This is a genomic window from Brevundimonas kwangchunensis (assembly GCF_039523815.1).
GTDB lineage: Bacteria > Pseudomonadota > Alphaproteobacteria > Caulobacterales > Caulobacteraceae > Brevundimonas > Brevundimonas kwangchunensis.
This window is the reverse complement of record NZ_BAAAGA010000001.1, coordinates 848,640-867,863: the sequence shown is the minus strand read 5'-3', so window position 1 is coordinate 867,863 and position 19,224 is coordinate 848,640. Positions and strand designations below refer to the sequence as shown.

19 protein-coding genes are annotated in these 19,224 nt (G+C 69.9%); 12 read left to right on the top strand and 7 right to left on the bottom strand.

Annotated features, from left to right (window positions below; translation table 11 throughout):
• The coding region (locus tag ABDZ95_RS04205) for a flavin monoamine oxidase family protein (protein WP_343790842.1) at positions 1–1,217 on the top strand (1,217 nt) is incomplete at its 5' end.
• Entirely contained in the window at positions 1,214–1,954 is a 741-nt protein-coding gene (gene nth / locus ABDZ95_RS04200) for an endonuclease III (protein WP_343790839.1), read from the top strand. The genes ABDZ95_RS04205 and nth, both read left to right, overlap by 4 nt.
• A gap of 194 nt (positions 1,955–2,148) precedes the next feature.
• Here the strand turns inward: nth and ABDZ95_RS04195 are convergent, their stop codons facing one another.
• On the bottom strand, positions 2,149–3,018 hold the full coding sequence (locus ABDZ95_RS04195) for an ATP-grasp domain-containing protein (protein WP_343790832.1): 870 nt from the start codon (positions 3,016–3,018) through the stop codon (positions 2,149–2,151).
• An 80-nt stretch (positions 3,019–3,098) separates the two neighbouring features.
• On the opposite strand from ABDZ95_RS04195, the gene ABDZ95_RS04190 reads away from it, so the two are divergent.
• Entirely contained in the window at positions 3,099–4,118 is a 1,020-nt protein-coding gene (locus tag ABDZ95_RS04190) for an adenosine kinase (protein WP_343790829.1), read from the top strand.
• Here the strand turns inward: ABDZ95_RS04190 and ABDZ95_RS04185 are convergent, their stop codons facing one another.
• From ABDZ95_RS04185 to ABDZ95_RS04170, 4 genes are read right to left on the bottom strand one after another with little or no spacing between them, the layout of a single operon-like run.
• Positions 4,119–4,391, bottom strand: a complete 273-nt coding sequence (locus ABDZ95_RS04185) for a hypothetical protein (protein WP_343790825.1) — start codon at positions 4,389–4,391, stop codon at positions 4,119–4,121.
• A 3-nt stretch (positions 4,392–4,394) separates the two neighbouring features.
• Positions 4,395–4,955, bottom strand: a complete 561-nt coding sequence (locus tag ABDZ95_RS04180) for a Smr/MutS family protein (protein WP_343790822.1) — start codon at positions 4,953–4,955, stop codon at positions 4,395–4,397.
• Complete coding sequence (locus tag ABDZ95_RS04175; protein WP_343790819.1) at positions 4,952–5,194, bottom strand: helix-turn-helix domain-containing protein; 243 nt, start codon at positions 5,192–5,194, stop codon at positions 4,952–4,954. Before ABDZ95_RS04175 ends, ABDZ95_RS04180 begins: the two co-directional genes overlap by 4 nt.
• 23 nt (positions 5,195–5,217) lie before the next feature.
• Complete coding sequence (locus tag ABDZ95_RS04170; RefSeq protein ID WP_343790816.1) at positions 5,218–5,802, bottom strand: DUF2975 domain-containing protein; 585 nt, start codon at positions 5,800–5,802, stop codon at positions 5,218–5,220.
• 457 nt (positions 5,803–6,259) lie between these two features.
• Between ABDZ95_RS04170 and rdgB the strand changes: the two genes are divergently transcribed.
• From rdgB to ABDZ95_RS04145, 5 genes are read left to right on the top strand one after another with little or no spacing between them, the layout of a single operon-like run.
• Positions 6,260–6,859, top strand: a complete 600-nt coding sequence (gene rdgB, locus ABDZ95_RS04165; RefSeq protein ID WP_343790813.1) for an RdgB/HAM1 family non-canonical purine NTP pyrophosphatase — start codon at positions 6,260–6,262, stop codon at positions 6,857–6,859.
• A complete protein-coding gene (gene hemW, locus ABDZ95_RS04160) occupies positions 6,852–8,015 on the top strand; it encodes a radical SAM family heme chaperone HemW (protein ID WP_343790810.1) in 1,164 nt (387 codons plus the stop codon). The genes rdgB and hemW overlap by 8 nt, the downstream gene beginning before the upstream one ends.
• Positions 8,016–8,055: 40 nt before the next feature.
• A complete protein-coding gene (gene rsmI / locus ABDZ95_RS04155) occupies positions 8,056–8,928 on the top strand; it encodes a 16S rRNA (cytidine(1402)-2'-O)-methyltransferase (RefSeq protein ID WP_343790807.1) in 873 nt (290 codons plus the stop codon).
• Positions 8,925–9,371 (top strand): YraN family protein, encoded by a 447-nt coding sequence (locus ABDZ95_RS04150; protein WP_425542950.1) that lies wholly within the window; start codon positions 8,925–8,927, stop codon positions 9,369–9,371. The genes rsmI and ABDZ95_RS04150 overlap by 4 nt, the downstream gene beginning before the upstream one ends.
• Entirely contained in the window at positions 9,361–10,176 is an 816-nt protein-coding gene (locus tag ABDZ95_RS04145) for a SirB1 family protein (RefSeq protein ID WP_343790804.1), read from the top strand. Before ABDZ95_RS04150 ends, ABDZ95_RS04145 begins: the two co-directional genes overlap by 11 nt.
• Here the strand turns inward: ABDZ95_RS04145 and ABDZ95_RS04140 are convergent.
• Positions 10,173–10,604 carry a hypothetical protein gene (locus tag ABDZ95_RS04140; protein ID WP_343790801.1) on the bottom strand — a complete coding sequence of 144 codons (432 nt, stop codon included), beginning with the start codon at positions 10,602–10,604 and terminating at the stop codon, positions 10,173–10,175. The two genes, ABDZ95_RS04145 and ABDZ95_RS04140, sit on opposite strands and share 4 nt — an antisense overlap.
• A 153-nt stretch (positions 10,605–10,757) precedes the next feature.
• Between ABDZ95_RS04140 and gshB the strand changes: the two genes are divergently transcribed.
• The 4 genes from gshB to ABDZ95_RS04120 all read left to right on the top strand — a co-directional run bounded on the left by gshB (position 10,758) and on the right by ABDZ95_RS04120 (position 16,670).
• Positions 10,758–11,699, top strand: a complete 942-nt coding sequence (gene gshB, locus ABDZ95_RS04135; protein WP_343790798.1) for a glutathione synthase — start codon at positions 10,758–10,760, stop codon at positions 11,697–11,699.
• Between the two features lie 62 nt (positions 11,700–11,761).
• Complete coding sequence (locus ABDZ95_RS04130; protein WP_343790795.1) at positions 11,762–13,339, top strand: YifB family Mg chelatase-like AAA ATPase; 1,578 nt, start codon at positions 11,762–11,764, stop codon at positions 13,337–13,339.
• 79 nt (positions 13,340–13,418) lie between these two features.
• Positions 13,419–14,939 carry a response regulator gene (locus tag ABDZ95_RS04125; protein WP_343790792.1) on the top strand — a complete coding sequence of 507 codons (1,521 nt, stop codon included), beginning with the start codon at positions 13,419–13,421 and terminating at the stop codon, positions 14,937–14,939.
• 48 nt (positions 14,940–14,987) lie between these two features.
• Positions 14,988–16,670: an AmpG family muropeptide MFS transporter gene (locus tag ABDZ95_RS04120; RefSeq protein WP_343790789.1), complete on the top strand. Its 1,683-nt coding sequence runs from the start codon at positions 14,988–14,990 to the stop codon at positions 16,668–16,670.
• A 19-nt stretch (positions 16,671–16,689) separates the two neighbouring features.
• Here ABDZ95_RS04120 and ABDZ95_RS04115 read toward each other — a convergent pair whose 3' ends face one another.
• On the bottom strand, positions 16,690–18,969 hold the full coding sequence (locus ABDZ95_RS04115) for an NADP-dependent malic enzyme (RefSeq protein ID WP_343790786.1): 2,280 nt from the start codon (positions 18,967–18,969) through the stop codon (positions 16,690–16,692).
• Between the last annotated feature and the right edge of the window lie 255 nt (positions 18,970–19,224).

Genomic DNA, 19,224 nt, shown 5'->3' with positions numbered 1-19,224 from the left:
TCGCGGCGGCGCGCGCCGTGGCGGGGCAGCCGATCACGGTCGCCATCCTCGAGGCGCGGGAGCGGATCGGCGGCCGGGCGCATACGGTCGGGTTCGACGGCATCGGGCTGGACATGGGCGCCGGCTGGCTGCACTCGGCCGACGAGAACCCGCTGGCCGAGCGGGTCGAGGCCGAGGGCTTCACCATTGACCGCACCCCGCCGCCGTGGGAGCGGCAGGCCTTCGACCACGAGATGAGCCGGGCCGAGCAGGCCGAGTTCCGCGAGGCCTTCGCCGCCTTCGAGGAGCGGGTGACCGAGGCCGCGGCGAAGGGCGAGGAAGGTCCGGCGTCCAGCCTGTTCGAGGCGGGCGATCGGTGGAACCCGCGCATGGACGCCATCTCCGGCGCCCTGAACGGCGCGCGGTTCGATCAGGTCTCCATCCGCGACTACGACGCCTATCGCGACACCGGCGTGAACTGGCGGGTGGCCGAGGGCTATGGCCGCTTCATCGCGCATCTGGGCGAGCGCCTGCCTGTGATCACAGAGTGTCCGGTGACACGCGTCGACCGTTCGGGGCCGGTGCTGAAACTGCACACCCCGCGCGGCGTCATCGAGGCGCGGGCGGTCATCGTCACCGTGCCCACCGACCTGGTCGCCCGCGAGCATCTGCGGTTCGATCCGCCCCTTCCGGCGGTGGTCGAGGCGGCGGCGGGCCTGCCGCTGGGGCTGGCGTCCAAGCTGCACATGACGGTGGCTGGTCATCAGGACTTCCCGCCCGACAGCCAGCTGTGGGGGCGGACTGATACGGCGGACACCGCCGGCTATCACCTGCGTCCGTTCGGCCGGCCGATGATCGAGGCCTGGTTTGGCGGCGACATCGCGCGGCAGCTGGAGGCCGAGGGGCCGGTCGCCTTCCATGCCTTCGCCAGCGACGAGCTGGTCCACCTTCTGGGCTCCGACATGCGCAAGCGGCTTGAGCCGGTCGTCGCCTCGATGTGGGGCGCCGATCCGTGGTCTCTGGGGGCCTATTCCCACGCCCTGCCCGGCCACGCCGACGACCGCGCGCGGCTGAAGCGCCCGATCGAGGACCGCATCTTCATCGCCGGCGAGGCGACGGCGGACGGTTTCTACGGCACGGTCCACGGGGCGTGGATGGAGGGCGAGCGGGCGGCGCGCGAGGCGCTGGCGGCCATCGGTCTTGACGCTGGCCCGGCGCCCGGCGACGAGAAGGCATGAAGCCGCCGGCCAAGGCCCGAAAGACACCCGCGCCCAAGCGTCCCGCCGTGATGACCGGCGCGGCGATCCCGATGTTGCGCTGGCCGCCGGACGAGGACCGGGTCGAGACCATCTTCGAACGGCTGGCGACCTTCATGCCGGACCCGAAGACCGAGCTGAACTACACCAACCCCTTCACCTTCGTGGTCGCCGTCGCCCTGTCGGCCCAGGCCACGGACGTCGGGGTCAACAAGGCGACCGACCGGCTGTTCAAGGTCGCCGACACCCCGGCGAAGATGCTGGCGCTGGGGGAGGAAGGGCTGATCCCCTACATTTCCTCGATCGGCCTGTACCGGAACAAGGCGAAGAACGTCATCGCCCTGAGCCGGATCGTGCTGGAGCAGCATGGCGGGGAGATTCCGCTGGATCGCGAGGGGCTGCAGGCCCTGCCCGGCGTGGGGCGGAAGACCGCCAGCGTGGTGCTGAACGAGATGGGCGTCGAGCCGGCGATCGCGGTGGACACCCACGTCTTCCGCGTCTCGCACCGGCTGGGTCTGGCCAACGCCGGCACGCCCGACAAGGTCGAGGCCCAGTTGCACCGGGTCGTGCCCGAGGACTGGCTGCCCAAGGCCCACCACTGGCTGATCCTGCACGGTCGCTACACCTGCACGGCCAGACGGCCCAAATGCTCGGCCTGCGTGATCAATGACCTGTGCCCGAGCCGGGCGGGGCTGGCGGCGCTGGGTGAGGCGGCGTAGCGCTTCCTTCTCCCGATGGGAGAAGGTGGCGGGGCGGAGCCCCGTCGGATGAGGGTCGATCACGCCGGTCGGCGCAACCCGTAGCACTGTCGTCAGAGTCGCGGCTCACGCCGACTGCAGCAGCCGACCCTCACCCTTTCGCCTTGCCGATCGCTTCGCTCCCGGAGGCTCAAGCCCTCTCCCATCGGAGAGGGTTACAGCCTCGCCTTCACCGCCTCCGCGAACCGAGCCCCGCCCTCCGGCTCGGAGCCCAGGTAGAAGTCCGGCTCGATCAGTTCGGCTTCCATCAGCAGCCAGGCGCCGTCGGCGTCCGGGGCCATGTCGATGCGGGCGTAGAGGAGGTCCTCGTCGAGGGCGGCGAGGGTCTGCTCAGCCAGCGCGAGCGCGCCGGCCGGCGGTTCGGGCAGGGCCACATACTGGCCGCCGAACTGGACCTGGATGCGGAACTCGCCATCGACCGGTCGCTTGTTGACGACGTGGCTGAGCTGGCCGCCGAAGAAGAGCAGGCTGGTCTCGCCCTCGGTTTCGATGGTCGGCAGATAGGGCTGGATCATCGCCGGCCCTTCCGGAGCGCCTTCCAGCCGGTCGCCGCGCGACAGGCGGATCGTCTTCCAGGCCCCGCCGGAGACACGCGGCTTCACGATCAGGGTCTCGACGCCGAAGTGGTCGAAGGCCGCGTCGACGTCGGCCTGGGTCACGCCCTCGACCCAGACCGTCTGCGGAATGGCGACGCCCCTGTCCGCCAGCCGGCCGAGGTAGCTCTTGTCCGAGTTCCAGCCGATCACTTCGGCCGGGTTCAGCATCCGCACGCCGGCCTCAGCCCACGTCCGGCAGGCCTGCATCCAGCGGTCGTGATCGCGGTGATAGCCCCAGACGATCAGGGGCAGGACCAGCGGATAGCCGGTCAGGCCGGACGCGTCGTCGATATGGTCCGTCCAGGGGACCGGCGTCGCCTCGATCCCCGCGCCAGACAGCGCCCCCTGAAGGCGCTCCAGTACACCGGGCCACTGGCCAGAATAGGACGGATCAGCGGGGTCGGGCGTGAGAACGGCGATGCGGGTCATGCGACCCTCATATCGCGGGTCGGGCAGACACATAAGGTTTTCCTTATGGAACTTCGGATCGTGCTCGGCTAAGGGGCGCCATGACCCAAAGCGCCCCCACCTATGACGTGATCGCCGTCGGCAACGCCATCGTCGACGTCCTCGCCCCCTGCCAGCCCGCCTTCCTCGACGCCCAGGGCCTCGTGGCCGGGTCGATGCAGCTGGTGGACGCCGAACGCAGCGCATCGCTCTACGCCGCCATGGCGCCGGGTGTGGAAGCCTCGGGCGGTTCGGCCGGCAATACGGTGGCGGGCGTCGGCAGCTTCGGCGGCCGCGCGGCCTATATCGGCAAGGTGGCCGACGACCAGCTGGGCGGCGTCTTCACCCACGACATCACCGCCGCTGGCGTCCACTTCGACACCCCGCCGCTGCAGAACGGCGCCGCGACCGGTCAGGGCACCGGCGTGTGCATGATCAACGTCACCGATGACGGCCAGCGCACCATGTGCACCTTCCTGGGCGCCGCGAACCAGCTGACCGTCGAGGACATCGACGCCGACCTGATCGGCGCCTCGGCCATCGTCTATCTGGAAGGCTATCTGTTCGACCCGGCCCCGGCCCGCGCCGCCTTCGAGGCCGCCGCCGCCGCCGCCCACGCGGCCGGGCGCAAGGTCGCCATCACCCTGTCGGACAGCTTCGTCGTAAACCGCTGGCGCGCCGAACTGCTGCAGTTCATTGAGGCCTCGGCCGACATCGTTCTGGCCAATGAGGCCGAGCTGGCCGCCCTGTTCGAGACCGACTTCGACGCCGCCGCCGACCGTCTGGCCGCAATGGTCGAGGTCGCAGCCGTGACGCGCGGCGCCGACGGTTCGGTCGTCATCGCCGGCGAACAACGGGTCAAGGTCGCCGCCTTCCCGGTCGACAAGGTCGTCGACACCACGGGCGCCGGCGACCAGTACGCCGCCGGCCTGCTGCTGGGCCTCGCCCGCGGCCTGTCGCTGGAAGACGCCGGCAAGCTGGGCTCGCTGGCCGCCTCGGAAGTCATCGCCCACTGGGGCCCGCGCCCGATGACGACGCTGGAGACGCTGGCGAAGGACAAAGGGCTGACGCTTCAGGCCTGATCAGGCCTCGGTCCCGGCGCTGGCCATCAGCCGCAAACCCTCGGACGCCTTCCAGATCGCCTCTTTCCGATCCGCCGGCGGCAGGCCCTTGAGGGTGTTGGCCAATCGGACGGCGTCCGTCTTCGTCACGCCGTCCCAGGCCCGGAGATAGCGTAAGGGCGGCACCTTGCGGCCGATGACATCGACGTCGCCCTCGAACCTTTGCGACGGGTGCGCGATCACGAAGGATCGCCACTCGCCGGTCAGGGTCTGGATGGCGACGAGACAGGCCATGCGTCAGCTCCTCCGGATCGTCACATAGAGCGCCCCGTCGCCGCCGTGGTGCCGCGCGGCGGGGGCAAAGCCGGAGACGACGGTGCGAAGGGCCGGCGCGGTCAGCCATTCGTGGACCGAGGCGCGGATGACGCCCGTGCCGCCGCGCCGGCCCTGTCCGGTCACCACCAGCACCGAGCGATAGCCGCGGGCCTGCGCGCCCATCAGGAAGGCCGTCAGGGCATCCTGCGCCTGGAAGCGGCCATAGCCGTGCAGGTCGATCTTCGCCTCGATCGGGTCGCGCTCGCGCGACAGTCGGCGCTTGCGGCGCGGCTCCAGCTCCTCGGGCAGGCCGCGGCTGCGCGCCGGCTGGGGCGGTGGAGCGAAGACGGGCATGGGGACAGGCGCAGGCTTCGCCGCCTTCGGCTTCGCCTTGCCGGTCGGGCGCGGCGCGGCGGGCGGATCGGGCTCCACCGCGCCGACGATCAACCGGGCGGCCTTCTTGCGAACCTGCGGCGTGACCGAGCCTGCGATCCGCGCCCAAATTCGGCGATCGTCCGGGCTCAGGTCGTCCCGACGGCTCATTCGCCGGCGGTCTCCTCGCCGCCCGGGTCCTGCGGGCCGGGCGCATAGCCGAGGAGGTCCCCGGGGGTGCAGTTCAGCTCGCGGCACAGGGCGTCCAGCGTCGTGAATCGGATCGCCCGAGCCTTTCCGGTTTTCAGGATCGACAGATTAGCCAGGGTCACGCCCACGCGGTCGGCCAGCTCGGTCAGCGACATGCGCCGTTCGAGAAGGATACGATCAAGCTGTACGCGGATGGCCATTGTGATGCTTTAGCTCAGGCGGGTCAGATCGTTAATTCGGATTCGCGACGCAGCCGGGCGCCCTCGCGGAAAACCTGCGCCAGGACGAAGACGACCAGCACCGAGAAGGCGGGCGTCACCAGATCGAAGGGGCTGGGCGGCTCCAGCGCGCCGCGGACCAGTCGCGACACCAGCGTCTGGCCCACCCACGAGCCGCCGGTGACGATGAACAGGGTCCAGCCGATCTGCTTCAGACGCGAAACGTTGCCGGGGTCGAACGGGTCGCCGATGCGCAGGGTGCGCACGATGGCGCGCAGGTGCCGGAGCACCAGGGCGAAGCCGCCGAGGTAGGCGATGATGGCGCCCAGGGCGAACAGGATGTAGGCGCGCGGCACGGGCACGGTGGTGCCTTCGTCGCCGGCGGTGACCGTCAGACCCATCGGGCCCAGCGGAACGAATGTCGTGAAGATGAAGGCCAGCAGCACGGCGGCGGCGGCAAGGGCCAGGGCCCAGAAGGCGGCGCCGAGCGCGGCGTCCAGCAGGCGGGTCATCGACCCCGGCGTCAGACCCGGCAGATCCGGGGTCCGGGGCAGGCGTATCCCGAGTGCAGGCATCTTCGGGACGCGCATGAGAGAGCCTTTCTCAGGCCGGACGTCGGGGCGCGATCGCCGCGCGGGGTCCGGCGAACCCACGCGCGGTCTTATTCTTCGCGGTTGTCATGCCGATCGTCAAAGCTCCGTAAGCCGGACTGGATTACAGGCCCTGGATCAGCGTGGCGACCAGAGCGGTCGGCAGAGCGGCCAGAAGGAAGGTGTTCAGCACGCCGTGGCCGACCTTTTCGATGAAGTAGGAAGCGTTCATGGTGGACATTGTCGTTCTCCGTCGGTCCTGAGATGAGAGGTGTTTTTCACCCCTTTTTCGTTGCTCCGCTGGTCGATCTTGCCGGTTACGGTTTTGATCGGGGAACGTCGCGGCGTCCGTTCTTGAGATAATAGATAGGACGTGCACCCATGGAAGTCATGTTACATATCGTTTAACGATATTAAACTTGTGCAATGAAACGTAACGGCGGCGCTTGAGGCAAAAATGTTGAAGTTGATCAAGGGGATGCGGATCGTCGCGGCCACCCACAATCCTGGCAAGGTGCCGGAGATCCGGGCGCTGCTGGGCGGACATTACGAGGTGGTTACTGCCGGGAGCCTCGACATCCCCGAGCCGGACGAGACCGAGACCACCTTCGTCGGCAACGCCTTGCTGAAGGCCCGCCATTCCGCCGACCTGTCGGGCGAGGTCGCGCTGGCCGATGATTCCGGCCTGTCCGTCGCCGCGCTGGACGGGGCGCCCGGCATCTATTCCGCCCGCTGGGCCGGGCCGGACAAGGATTTCGCCTTCGCCATGCGCAAGGTGGAGGAGCGGCTGGAGGAGATCGGCTCGGATGACCGCCGCGCCTGGTTCACCTCTGCGCTCGCGGTGGCCTGGCCCAATGGCCCGGCCGTGGTGGTCGAGGGCCGCGTCGACGGCTTGCTGACCTTCCCGCCCCGCGGCGACCGGGGCTTCGGCTACGACCCCATCTTCATTCCCGAGGGCCACAGCCAGACCTTCGGCGAGCTGGACCCGGCCGTGAAGGACTCGCTCAGCCACCGGGCGCGGGCGTTCGAGAAGCTCAAGGCGGCGCTGATTGACTGACGCCTTTCCCGATCCCGGCAGCGACGTCGGCCTCTACGTCCACTGGCCCTACTGCGCCCGGATCTGCCCCTATTGCGACTTCAACGTGGTGCGCGATCGCGGGAAGACAGCGGAGCAGGCGGCGCTGGCGGAGGCCATCGTCGCCGATCTGGAAGCGCAGGCGGCCCTGACCGGGCCGCGCCGTCTGGCGTCCATCTTCTTCGGCGGCGGCACGCCCTCGCTGATGGCGCCCGAGGCGGTCGGCCGGGTGATCGAGCGCGCCCGCGCCCTGTTCCCGCCGCGCGGCGAGATCGAGATCACGCTGGAGGCCAATCCGACGGACGCCGAGGCGGGTCGTTTCTCCGCCCTGTCCGACGCCGGGATCAATCGTCTGTCGATGGGGGTGCAGGCGCTGGACGACGCCTCGCTGCAGGCGCTGGGGCGCAACCATTCCGCCGACGAGGCCCGACGCGCCGTGGCCGTGGCCGCCCGCGCCTTCTCCCGCCTGTCCATCGACCTGATCTACGCCCGCCCGGGCCAGACCGTCGCCGCATGGACCGACGAACTGCGACAGGCGCTCGACATGGGGTTCGAGCACGTGTCGCCCTATCAGCTGACCATCGAACCCACGACCGCCTTCGGCCGCGCCTTCGCCCGCGGGACGCTGGTCCCGCCCGACGAGGATCTGGCGGCCGAACTCTATGAGACGACGCAAGGCCTGCTCGAGGGGGCCGGGTTCGAGACCTATGAGGTCTCCAACCATGCGCGGGGCGAGGCCGCCCGGTCGGCGCACAATCTGCATGTCTGGCGCGGCGGAGACTATGTCGGCGTCGGCCCCGGCGCGCATGGCCGGCTGACGCTGGACGGGGCGAGGACGGCGACCGTCGCGCATCGCGGGATCGCCGATTACATCGCCGGCGTCGACGCGGGTGCGCCGTGGGTCGAGCGAGAGAGCCAGTCGCCGGACGAGGCCGCCGAGGAGCGCATCCTGCTGGGCCTGAGGACGGTCGAGGGCGTGACCGTGGCCGACCTCGCCGCTCTGGATCTGAGCCCGGACGAGGGACGCCTCGCCGATCTGCTGGCCGACGGTTTCCTCGACCGGTCCGGCGACCGGGTCGCTGCGACCGCAAGGGGCCGTCCGGTGCTGGACGCCATCCTGAAGGCCCTGCTGACCTGAGGCCTTGAGCGCGGGCCGCCCGTCGGGCACGGTCCCGCCGATGTCAGAGCCCGCGTCCCTCCCCGCCGTCGTTCCGCCCGCGCGTCCGGTTTCGCCGGGCCTGTATCTGGTGGCGACGCCGATCGGGAACCTGCGCGACATCACCTTGAGGGCGCTGGACGTGCTGGCCGCCGCCGATCTGGTGCTGGCCGAAGACACGCGGGTGACCGCCAAGCTGCTGTCGGCCTATGGGCTGAAGGCGAAGCTGGAGCGGTGCGACGACCATGCGTCTGCCCGGGCCGCCGAGATCGCCGTCGAGCGGCTGCGCGAGGGCGCGGTCGTGGCTCTGGTGTCCGACGCTGGCACCCCCATGGTTTCCGACCCCGGCTTCGTCGTCGCCCGCGCGGCCATCGCCGAGGGTCTGCCGGTGCATCCGATCCCCGGCGCGTCCAGCCTGCTGGCTGCGCTTTGCATCGCCGGCCTGCCTGCCGACCGGGTCACCTTCGCCGGCTTCCTGCCACCGAAGTCGGGCGCGCGCCGCACGGCGCTGGAGGAGCTGCGCACGGCCCGCCAGACCCTTGTGTTCTTCGAGAGCGGCCCGCGTCTGGCCGACAGTCTGGCGGACATGGCCGAGGTGCTGGGGCCGCGTCCCGCCGCCGTCGCCCGGGAACTGACCAAGCTGTACGAGGAATGCGTGCGCGGCTCCCTGTCCGAACTGGCCGTCGATCCGCGTTGCCAGTCGCCCAAGGGCGAGATCGTCATCGTCGTCGCGCCGGGCGAGGTGGAGGCGGCGTCCGAGGGCGACGTCGATGCGGCCCTGACCGAGGCCCTGACACGGCTGCCGCCCGGCGAGGCTGCGGCTGAGGTGTCGAAGGCGCTGAACCTGCCCCGCAAGCCGCTCTACAAACGGGCGCTGGAGCTGCAGGGCCGGTGACGGCCCCTCGCCCCGTGACCCGGCTGAAGGCGCCGAAGGTCGCGAGGGCGAAACGCGGCTGGCGCGTGCGGCTCGGAGGCCTGTCGCACCGGGCCGGGCACCGCTCGGAATGGCTGGCGGCGGCATTGCTGATGCTGCGCGGCTACCAGATCCTCGGCTTCCGCCTGAAGACCCGCGCGGGCGAGATCGACATTCTCGCGCGACGCGGAAAGACGCTGGCCGTGGTCGAGGTCAAGCGTCGCGCCGACATTGAGGCCGCCACCCGCGCCCTGACCCCGGATCAGTACGATCGGCTGTTGTCGGCGGGCCGCGCAGTGTTGCGCCAAAGACCCAGCTTGGCCGGTCATGCGCTGAGAATCGATATGGTGGCGCTGGCTCCCGGCCGATTTCCGCGCCATCGTCGCGGCGTGGTTCCCTGGGGATGGGCGAGGGATGACGCGTGACGAAGCAGAAGCGCTCCTGACCGAGGCCGGTCAGGCGGACGACGCCGACTTCCCGCTGCTTGAGGCGGCGATCGCCTGCGCCATCCACGACTATCCGTTCCGCGACCCCGAACCCGTGCGCGTGCTGGCGGCCAATGCGGCCCAGCGGCTGTCCGAACGGATCGGCGAGGAAAGCCCCGACGACGCCCTGACCGAGACCATGGCGGCCGACCTGAGGCTGAATGGCGACCTGATCAATTTCGACTATCCGGGCAATACCGACGTCATCGACGTCGCGGAACGGCGGCGCGGCCTGTCAGCGGCGCTGGCGGTCTTCTACATCGACGCGGCGCGCCGGGCGGGCGTCAAATGCCAGGGCGTCGACTTCCCCGGCCACTTCCTGCTGCGCGTCGAGACGCCCGAGGGGCCGGTGGCGCTGGATCCCTTCAGCCAGGGCCGGCTGGTCCTGCCGTCCGAGCTGACCCGCCGGGCCCTGCGCGCCGGCCTGACGCCCCACGTGGCAGACCGGCTGGACGTGCTGATGGCCCCGGTCAGTGATCGCGAGTGCCTGATCCGTCTGCAGAACCTGCTCTTCATCCGCGCCCTCAAGGCGCTGGACTATGAGAGCGCCGAGCGCTCGGCCCTGCGCCGCGCCCTGCTCGATCCCGAAGACCACCGTCCGTGGCTGGACGTCGCCGCCGCCCGCGAGAAACAGGGCGCCCTGACCGGCGCGCTGGAAGCCCTCGCCCGCGCCCGCGGCGTCGACGACCCCGCCGAGGCGCGCCGGCAGCTGTCGGTGGACCGGGTGCGGATGCAGCTGAACTAGATACAGGTCTCGTTGGCCACGTCCGCCCAGACCGTATTGGGCGCAGGGCGGGAGAATGGCTGACCACCGGGTTCGTAGTTCACATCCCGCTCGACCACATCGCCCCTGATCACGGTCAGTCGCCGAAGCGACAGGGCATCGTTCTGGCGACAGGCGACCCGGTATTTGTAGATCGTCGTTACATCCGGCCCCTGCACGGAGAAACGGAACTCGAAGACCTCGTCCCCGACCTCGCGGACCGTTCCGTCGTCGTAGAAGTACCGGTAGCCGGGTTCGGCGTGGGGGCTGGTATAGCTGGCCCACCTTTCACCATTCTCCCGGGGAGGCAGTTGGGAGCCCACGGGCCGGGGTGGCATCGGCGGGGGAGGCGCGACCGCCTGCGAAGCCGACATGGCCGCCCACCAGAGAAACACAATCGCCGACGACATCTCCACCTCCCGTCAGGCCCAGCCTTGGCCCGAACCTAGCGTGTCCGGACGAGGACGCCACTGCAGAACGACAAGCTGGCCCGCCATGCTGGTTTCGCACACGGACACCGCCTATCTCTGCACTGCTCCAACCCTCGACTCCCGGACCTCCTCATGCGCGTCGCCATCCAGATGGACCCCATCGAAGGGGTCAACATCGAGTCGGACACCACCTGGCTGCAGGCGATGGAGGCCCAGAACCGAGGCTATCCGATCTGGGTCTATGACTTCCGCACCCTGGCGCTGGAGGACGGCCGTCTGTACTGCCGCGCCCGGCCGGTGACCCTGAGACAGGTCGTCGGCGACCATGTGACCTTCGGCGACGAGGCGAAGCTGGATCTGGGGCAGGACGTCGACGTCATCCTGATGCGTCAGGATCCGCCGTTCGACATGGCCTATGTCACCGCCACCTATCTGCTGGAGACGGTGCATCCGAAGACTTTGGTGGTGAACGACCCGGCCGAGGTGCGCTCGGCGCCCGAGAAGCTGCTGGTCACGAAATTCCCGGCCCTGACGCCGCCGACCCTGATCAGTTCGGATCCGGTGGCGCTGAACGACTTCCACCGCCGCCACGGCGAGGTGGTGCTGAAGCCCCTGCACGGCGCGGCCGGCTCGGGCGTCGTGCGGCTGAAGGCCGACGATCCCAACCTGGACGCCCTGGTCGAGATCCACGCCATGGGCTCGCGCGATCCGCTGGTGATCCAGAAATTCCTGCCGGCGGTGTCCAAGGGCGACAAGCGGATCATCCTGATCGACGGCGAGCCCGTCGGCGCCATCAACCGCGTTCCGGCCAAGGATCAGGTGCGGTCCAACCTGCGCGTCGGCGGCTCGGCCCAGCCGGTCGAGTTGACGGAGCGGGACCGCGAGATCTGCGCCGCCATCGGCCCGACGCTGCGCGAGCGCGGCCTGATCTTCGTCGGCATCGACGTGATCGGCGACTGGATGACCGAGATCAACGTCACCTCCCCCACCGGCGCCCAGCAGCTGCTGCGCTTCAACGGGATCAACGCCGCCGCCCTGATGTGGGACGCGATCGAGAAGAAGCGCGCCGCCTGAGCGGTAATTTGTAATTACAACTCATGAGTGTTTCGCTCGCCTCCTGAACGGGGAGGGGCGCGATGCACGCCAGCGTGGCCACGGTCGCCTTCGACGGCGTCGAATGTCGACGCGTGGACGTTCAGGTCCAGCAGCTGTCGGCGGACAACGGCATCTTCACCATGGTCGGTCTGGCGGACAAGGCGGTGGCCGAGAGCCGCGACCGGGTGCGCGGGGCCTTCGCCGGCATCGGCCTGGCCCTGCCGTCGCAGCGGATCATCGCCAATCTCGCCCCGGCCGACCTGCCCAAGGAAGGCAGTCATTTCGACCTGCCGATCGCCTTGGCCCTGCTGGCCTCCATGGGCGTGATTCCGCCAGACGCCCTCTCCGGGTGGGTCGCTATCGGGGAACTGGGGTTGGATGGCCGCATCGCTCCGGTCGGCGGCGCCCTGCCCGCGGCCATGGCCGCCGACGGCATGGGCCTTGGACTGATCTGTCCTGAAGCGAACGGGCCGGAAGCGGCCTGGGCCGGCGATGTGCCGGTGCTGGCGCCCCGCTCGCTGATCGGACTGGTGAACCATTTCAAGGGCGCGCAGGTGCTGGCGCGGCCCAAGCCCGGCGACCTTCGCTCCGGCGATCGCCCGCCCGACCTGCGTGAGGTCAAGGGGCAGGAGGGCGCCAAGCGGGCGCTGGAGATCGCCGCGGCCGGGGGCCACAACCTGCTGTTCGTCGGCCCGCCCGGCTCGGGCAAGTCGATGATGGCCGCCCGCCTGCCCGGCCTCTTGCCGCCGCTGACCTCGCGCGAGCTGCTGGAGACCTCGATGGTCTGGTCAATCGCCGGGCTGATCGAGCGCGGCGGCCTGACCCGCGACCGTCCTTTCCGCGCGCCGCACCATTCGGCCTCCATGGCGGCCCTGACCGGCGGCGGCCACAAGGCGAAGCCGGGCGAGGCGTCGCTGGCGCACAATGGCGTGCTCTTCCTCGACGAACTGCCCGAGTATGGCGCGCAGGCGCTCGACTCGCTCCGCCAGCCCCTCGAGACCGGCGAGATTGTCGTCGCCCGCGCCAACGCCCACGTCCGCTATCCGGCGCGCTTCCAGCTGGTGGCGGCGATGAATCCCTGCCGGTGCGGCATCGGCGGTGGGGGCAAGGGGGCGTGCGGCAAGGCTCCGCGCTGTCAGCGCGACTATCAGAACCGCATCTCCGGCCCGATGTTCGACCGCATCGATCTGACGGTGGAGACCCCGCCGGTCACCGCCGCCGACATGGCCCTGCCGGCGCCGTCCGAGGGCACGGCCGAGGCGGCGGCGCGGGTCGCCGAAGCGCGCGCGATGCAGATGGCGCGTCTGGCGAAGGCCGGGGTCGATCCCGAGACCGCCCGCGACCAGACCATCAACGCTCGCGTGTCGGGAGAACTGCTGGACCGGTTCGCCGCGCCGGATGCGCCGGGCAAGTCCCTGTTGATGCGGGCGGGCGAGAGGGGCGGAATGACCGCACGCGGCTGGACCCGGACGCTGCGGCTGGCCCGCACCATCGCCGATCTGGACGGCAGCGACGGCGTGCTTCGCCGTCACATCGCAGAGGCCCTCATCTATCGCCGCGCCGGCTTCGGGTCGGGCGACACGGCCCCGGCCGGCCCCGTGACGACGCCCGTCTGGTGACCCCTGCCGGCGATTAAGCCGCTCTTGAGGGATTGGCGCTAGCATCTCCTTGAATGTGACCCGCCAGGAGTAACCCGGCATGCCCCGACGCAAGGGCGAACAGGCGAAGACCGTGACGGACGGCTCGGCCGAGCATCAGTTCCTGCGTCTGATGAGTCACGAGATGCGCACGCCCCTGAACGGGGTGATCGGCATGATCGGCCTGCTGCAGCGGACCCGGCTCGACGGCGCCCAACGCGCCTATGCCGACGCGGCCCGCTCGTCCGCCGAACACTTGCTGGGACTGGTCAACGACCTGCTGGACTATGCCCGTCTGGAAGCCGGCAAGCTGGAGTTCGATTCCGAGCCGGTGGATCTGGAGGCTCTGGTCCGCGGCGTCGCCGAACTGCTGAGCCCGCGCGCCCACGACAAGGGTCTGGAGATCGCCTGGTCGGTCGCCGGCGACGCGCCCGACGTGCTGGGCGACGAGGGCCGGCTGCGGCAGGTGCTGTTCAACCTCGCCGGCAATGCGGTGAAGTTCACCGAGACCGGCGGCGTCCGCATCGCGGTCGAGCGCACGGGCGGGACCGACGCCCGCCCGCGTCTGGCCTTCACCATCGACGACACCGGCCCCGGCGTGCCGAAGGAGGCGCGCGAGCGGATTTTCGAGGAGTTCGGCCACGTCGACGCCTCGGACGCCAGCCGCTTCGGTGGCGCGGGCCTGGGTCTGGCGGTCGTGCGCAAGCTGGCCGTGGCGATGCAGGGCGTGGTCACCGTCGGCGATCGTCCCGAGGGTCCCGGCGCCCGCTTCCGGTTCGAGGCCGTGTTCGACGCCGCGCCCGCCGCCGAACGAGGGGCGCCGCTGGCCGGCCATGCCGTTTCCATTCTGAGCCCCGATCCGTTCGTGCAGTCGGCCGCCGCGGCCCAGATCGAGGCCTCGGGCGGCGCTGTCGCGGGCGACGCTCCGGTGGTGCTGGTCGATCACTCGGGCCGTTCGTTGGCTCAGGGTCTGGCGGCGCGCCCGGTCGAGGGGCGCGCCATCGTGCTGTTGAAGCCGTCCGAGCGGGACCTGATCGCCCGCTACCGATCGGCGGGTTTCGCCGGCTATCTGATCAAGCCCCTGCGCCGCGCATCGCTGGCCGAGCGGGTGCTGGCCGCCGCCGGCAAGTCCGAACAGCCCGGGCCGCCGCCCCCGCCGCCCCCGGACGACGACCGCGTCGTGCCGGGCCGCTTCTCGGGCACCCGGGTGCTGCTGGTCGAGGACAATCCGGTCGGCGCCCTGCTGGCCGCCACCCTGCTGAAGCGCGAGGGCTGCACGGTCGAGACGGCCGCCAGCGGCGACGAGGCCCTGACGGCGATGAAGCGCGCGCGCTACGATCTGGTCTTCATGGACATGCGGATGCCGGGCATGGACGGCCCCACCGCCGCCCGCCAGCTGCGCGCAAGGGGCGACAACACGCCGATCATCGCCCTGACCGCCAACGCCTTCGCCGAGGACCGCCGCGCCTGCCTCGAGGCCGGGATGGACGACCATCTGGTCAAGCCGCTGGAGCTGCAGTCGCTGCGCGCCTCGCTGTCCCGCTGGACGAACCGCGCGGACCGCGCCAAGGTCGCCGTCTGAGAAGAGACGCCAAGCTCACGGGGGGTGGGGGCGTCCGGAGACGCGCCAGTGACCGACAACAAGACCCCGGCGGCCGAGGTCGCCGCGCTTCAGCCCGCTCCGCGCGGTATGGGCGTTCTGAAGGCCGCCTTCAGGGAACGTCGGACCCTGGCGATGCTGCTGCTCGGGTTCTCGGCCGGCCTGCCCTTCGCCATGCTGATCGGCACGCTGAACGCCTGGCTGACCGAGGAGGAGATCCCGGTCGCCACCATCGGCATCCTGAGCTGGATCGGCCTGTTCGGCGCATTCCGTTTCCTGTGGTCGCCCGCCGTCAGCTGGACCCCGCCGCTGATCGGCAAGCGTTTCGGACGGCGGCGTAGCTGGCTGATCGTCCTGCAGATCACCATCGCCATCGCCTTGGGCCTTGTCGCCCTGTCGCACCCGAGCGCCGGCACGCTGGCGCCGCTCGCGATGGGCGCCGCGCTGGGCGCGTTCGCATTCGCGACCCAAGACATCGTCATTGACGCATGGCGGATCGAGGTCGCGGACGAAACCACGCCCATTGATCTGCTTTCGACCATCTACCAGTTGGGCTACCGGACCGCAGCCCTCACGGGCGGCGCGGGCGCGCTGCTGCTTGCGTCGGCCATCGGTTGGCCCGGCGTGTTCGTCGTGGGCGGTCTTCTGATGGGCGTCGGCATTCTCGGCACCCTGATCGCCCCGGAGCCCGAACCGACGTCCCGGAGCGCCGTCGCGCGCGAGCGTCGCGGGTCACCGCGCATGCGCCTGATCGTCCTGGTCGCCACCCTGACCGCCTGGGCATGGGCCGCCTTCATGCTGGTCCGCTTCATGGTCACGGCGCTGACGACATCGCCCGCGCCGAGCGCCGGCAGTTTCACCGCGGCCTGGGGGCCGTGGATCGTGGGCGCGACCGTCGTCCTGCCCGCCGTGCTCGCCGGGCTGATCGTCTGGAAAGGCAGCGCGCCTGCGGCCGCCACGGAGGCGACAGGCCGATCCAGCTTCGCCGACACCCTGTACGACGCCATCCTCGCGCCGCTTGTGGAATTGATGGGGCGGCTCGGCTGGGGCGCGGTGATCGTGCTCGGGCTGATCCTGACCTACCGCATCACCGACGGCGTCTGGGGCCCGTTCGCCTTCCCGTTCTACATGGGCGATTCAGGCGGCGCGCTCGGTCACACCAATGCCGAGGTGGCCCTGGCGTCCAAGACCTTCGGGGTCTTCATGACCATCGCCGGCATCGCGCTGGGGGGCTGGGCCCTGCTGGTCATCGGCCGGATGTGGAGCCTGCTGATCGGCGCGATCCTGTCGGCGGCGACCAACCTGCTGATGATGGACCTCGCCATGGGGGCGCCGGTCATCGGCGGCTTCATGCAGTCCACGCGTCTGTACGACCTGTTCGGAGCCTTCCAGATCGGCGAACCCCTCGCGAGACTGATGCTCGCCATCGCCGGCGAGAACATCGCCGGCGGGTTCGCGGGCGCAGCCTTCGTGGCCTATCTGTCCGCCCTGTCGAACAAGACGTTCGGCGCCGTCCAGTTCGCGGTCTTCATCTCTCTGGCCCTGTTGATCGGCACCCTCGGCCGCGGCGCGCTGGGCGAGCTGGTGGACGCGCAGGGCTATGCGCCGATGTTCGCCATCGCCGCCTGGCTGGGTCTGCTGGCCGTCGGCTTCTGCGTTCTCGAATGGGTGCGCGACGCCGCCGAGCGTCGGAAGGCCGCCGCCCGGGGCTGACCCCGGCGGCGGCTACGGCTCACTCCCCCTCGGCCGCGCCTTCCTCGTAGGCGGCGAAGGTGGCGGCGGTGATGATCTCGCTGACCGAGGCGCCCAGCGAGACGATCTGCACCGACTTCTCCAGACCGACCAGCAGCGGGCCGATCACGGTCGCGCCGCCCAGCGACTGGACCAGACGCGTCGAGATGGCGGCTGAATGAATGGCCGGCATGACCAGCACGTTCGCGTGGCCGGTCAGGCGCATGAACGGATAGGAGCCGCGCAGCTCCGGCTCCAGCGCCAGCTCCGGCGGCATCTCGCCCTCGTATTCGAAGTCCACGCCGCGGGCGTCGAGGATGCGGATGGCCTCGCGGACCTTCTCGCCGCGCTCGCCCGGCGGGTTGCCGAAGGTCGAGTAGCTCATGAAGGCCACGCGCGGCACCTTGCCCAGCTTGCGCACGGTGGCGGCGGCCTGGATGGCGATCTCGGCCAGTTCCTCGGCGTCCGGCAGTTCGTGGATCGAGGTGTCGGCCACGAACAGGGTCCGGCCCTTGGCCAGCAGGATCGACAGGCCGATCATCCGCTCCTTCACGTCCAGGACGCGGCGGACTTCCTTCAGCACCATGTTGAAGTTGCGGGTGACGCCGGTGACCATGCAGTCCGCCTGGCCACGCGCGCACATGGCGGCGGCGAAGTAGTTGCGGTCCTGGTTGATCATCCGCTGCACGTCGCGGCGCAGATAGCCCCGGCGCTGCAGCTTGTCGTACAGCCAGTCGGTGTACTCGGTGTTGTGCTCCGAGACGCGGGCGTTGACGATCTCGATCCCCATGTCGTCGAAGTTCAGACCCGCCTCGGCGGCGTTCTTGCGGATCAGCTCCTCGCGGCCGATCAGAATCGGCGTGCCCAGCTCGGCCTGTTTGAAGCCCCAGGCCGCGCGGATGACCGCAGTCTCCTCGCCCTCGGCGAACACCACCCGCTTGTTCGGCGCGGCGCGCACGGCGCCCGAGATGTTCTGCATCAGGGCGGCCGACGGATCGAGGCGGGCGCGCAGGCCGATGCGATAGGCGTCCATGTCCTCGATCGGCATCCGCGCCACGCCGGTGTCCATCGCGGCCTGGGCGACGAAGGGCGGGATGTACCAGATCAGGCGCGGGTCGAACGGGGTCGGGATGATGTAGTCGCGGCCGAACTTCAGCTTGCGTCCGCGATAGGCGGCGGCGACCTCGTCCGGCACGTCCTCGCGGGCGAGGGCGGCCAAGGCCTGGGCGCAGGCGACTTTCATCTCGTGGTTCACCTGACGGGCGCGCACATCCAAGGCGCCGCGGAACAGGTAGGGGAAGGCCAGCACGTTGTTGACCTGGTTGGCGTAGTCCGACCGGCCCGTGGCGATGATGGCGTCAGAACGCACCGACTGCACGTCTTCCGGGGTGATCTCCGGGTCCGGATTGGCCATGGCGAAGATGATCGGATTGGGCGCCATGGTGGCGACCATCTCCTTCGTTATCGCGCCCTTGGCCGACAGGCCGATGACCACGTCCGCGCCGACCATCGCCTCGGCCAAGGTGCGGTGCGGGGTGTCGGTCGCGTGGGCGGCCTTCCACTGGTCCATCTCGCCGCGGCCGCGATAGACGACGCCGTCACGGTCCACGATCACCGTGTTCTCGTGCTTCACGCCCGCCGCCTTCATCAGGCCGATGGAAGACAGGCCCGCGGCGCCGGCGCCGGCCAGAACCACCTTCAGGTCTTCCAGCTTCTTGCCCGCGATATGGGCGGCGTTGATCAGGCCGGCGGTCGAGATGATGGCCGTGCCGTGCTGGTCATCGTGGAATACCGGGATGTCCAGCAGATCCTGCAGCTGGGCCTCGATCTCGAAGCATTCCGGAGACTTGATGTCCTCCAGATTGATGCCGCCCCATGTGTCGCCGATGTTCTTCACCACGGTGATGAACTCGTTCGGATCGGTGGTCTTCACCTCGACATCGAAGCTGTCGACGTCGGCGAAACGCTTGAACAGCACCGACTTGCCTTCCATCACCGGCTTGGACGCCATGTGACCCAGGTTTCCGAGGCCGAGGATGGCCGTGCCGTTCGAGATGACGGCGACCAGATTGCCCTTGGACGTGTAGTCGTAAGCCTTGTCCGCATCCGCGGCGATGGCCAGCACCGGCACGGCCACGCCCGGCGAATAGGCCAGCGACAGGTCGCGCTGGGTCGCCATCGGCTTGATCGGCGCCATCGAGATCTTTCCGGGGGCCGGCAGCTGGTGGAAGTCCAGCGCGTCCTGATCGGAGAAGGTCTGTTTGTCTGTCAGGTCGGGCATGTCGGTCGAGCGTTTCCGGGCGCGTGGTCGCGCATCTGCTGGTTCAGCCCTGTTCCTAGTGCGGGCGCTGCGGCGGGACAACCGCTGACGCAAGGGAAGCGCGACCGGGCTTTGGTCCGTCATGCGACGCGAAATGTCCGGAAAAGGTGACGGCGACGCGCCGATCCGGGCGGATTCCCGCCCTGCGCCGCACGGGGCCGTGCAGGAGCGTCCGGCCAAGGTTGTCACCTCACGACGCGACTGATAGTGCGACCC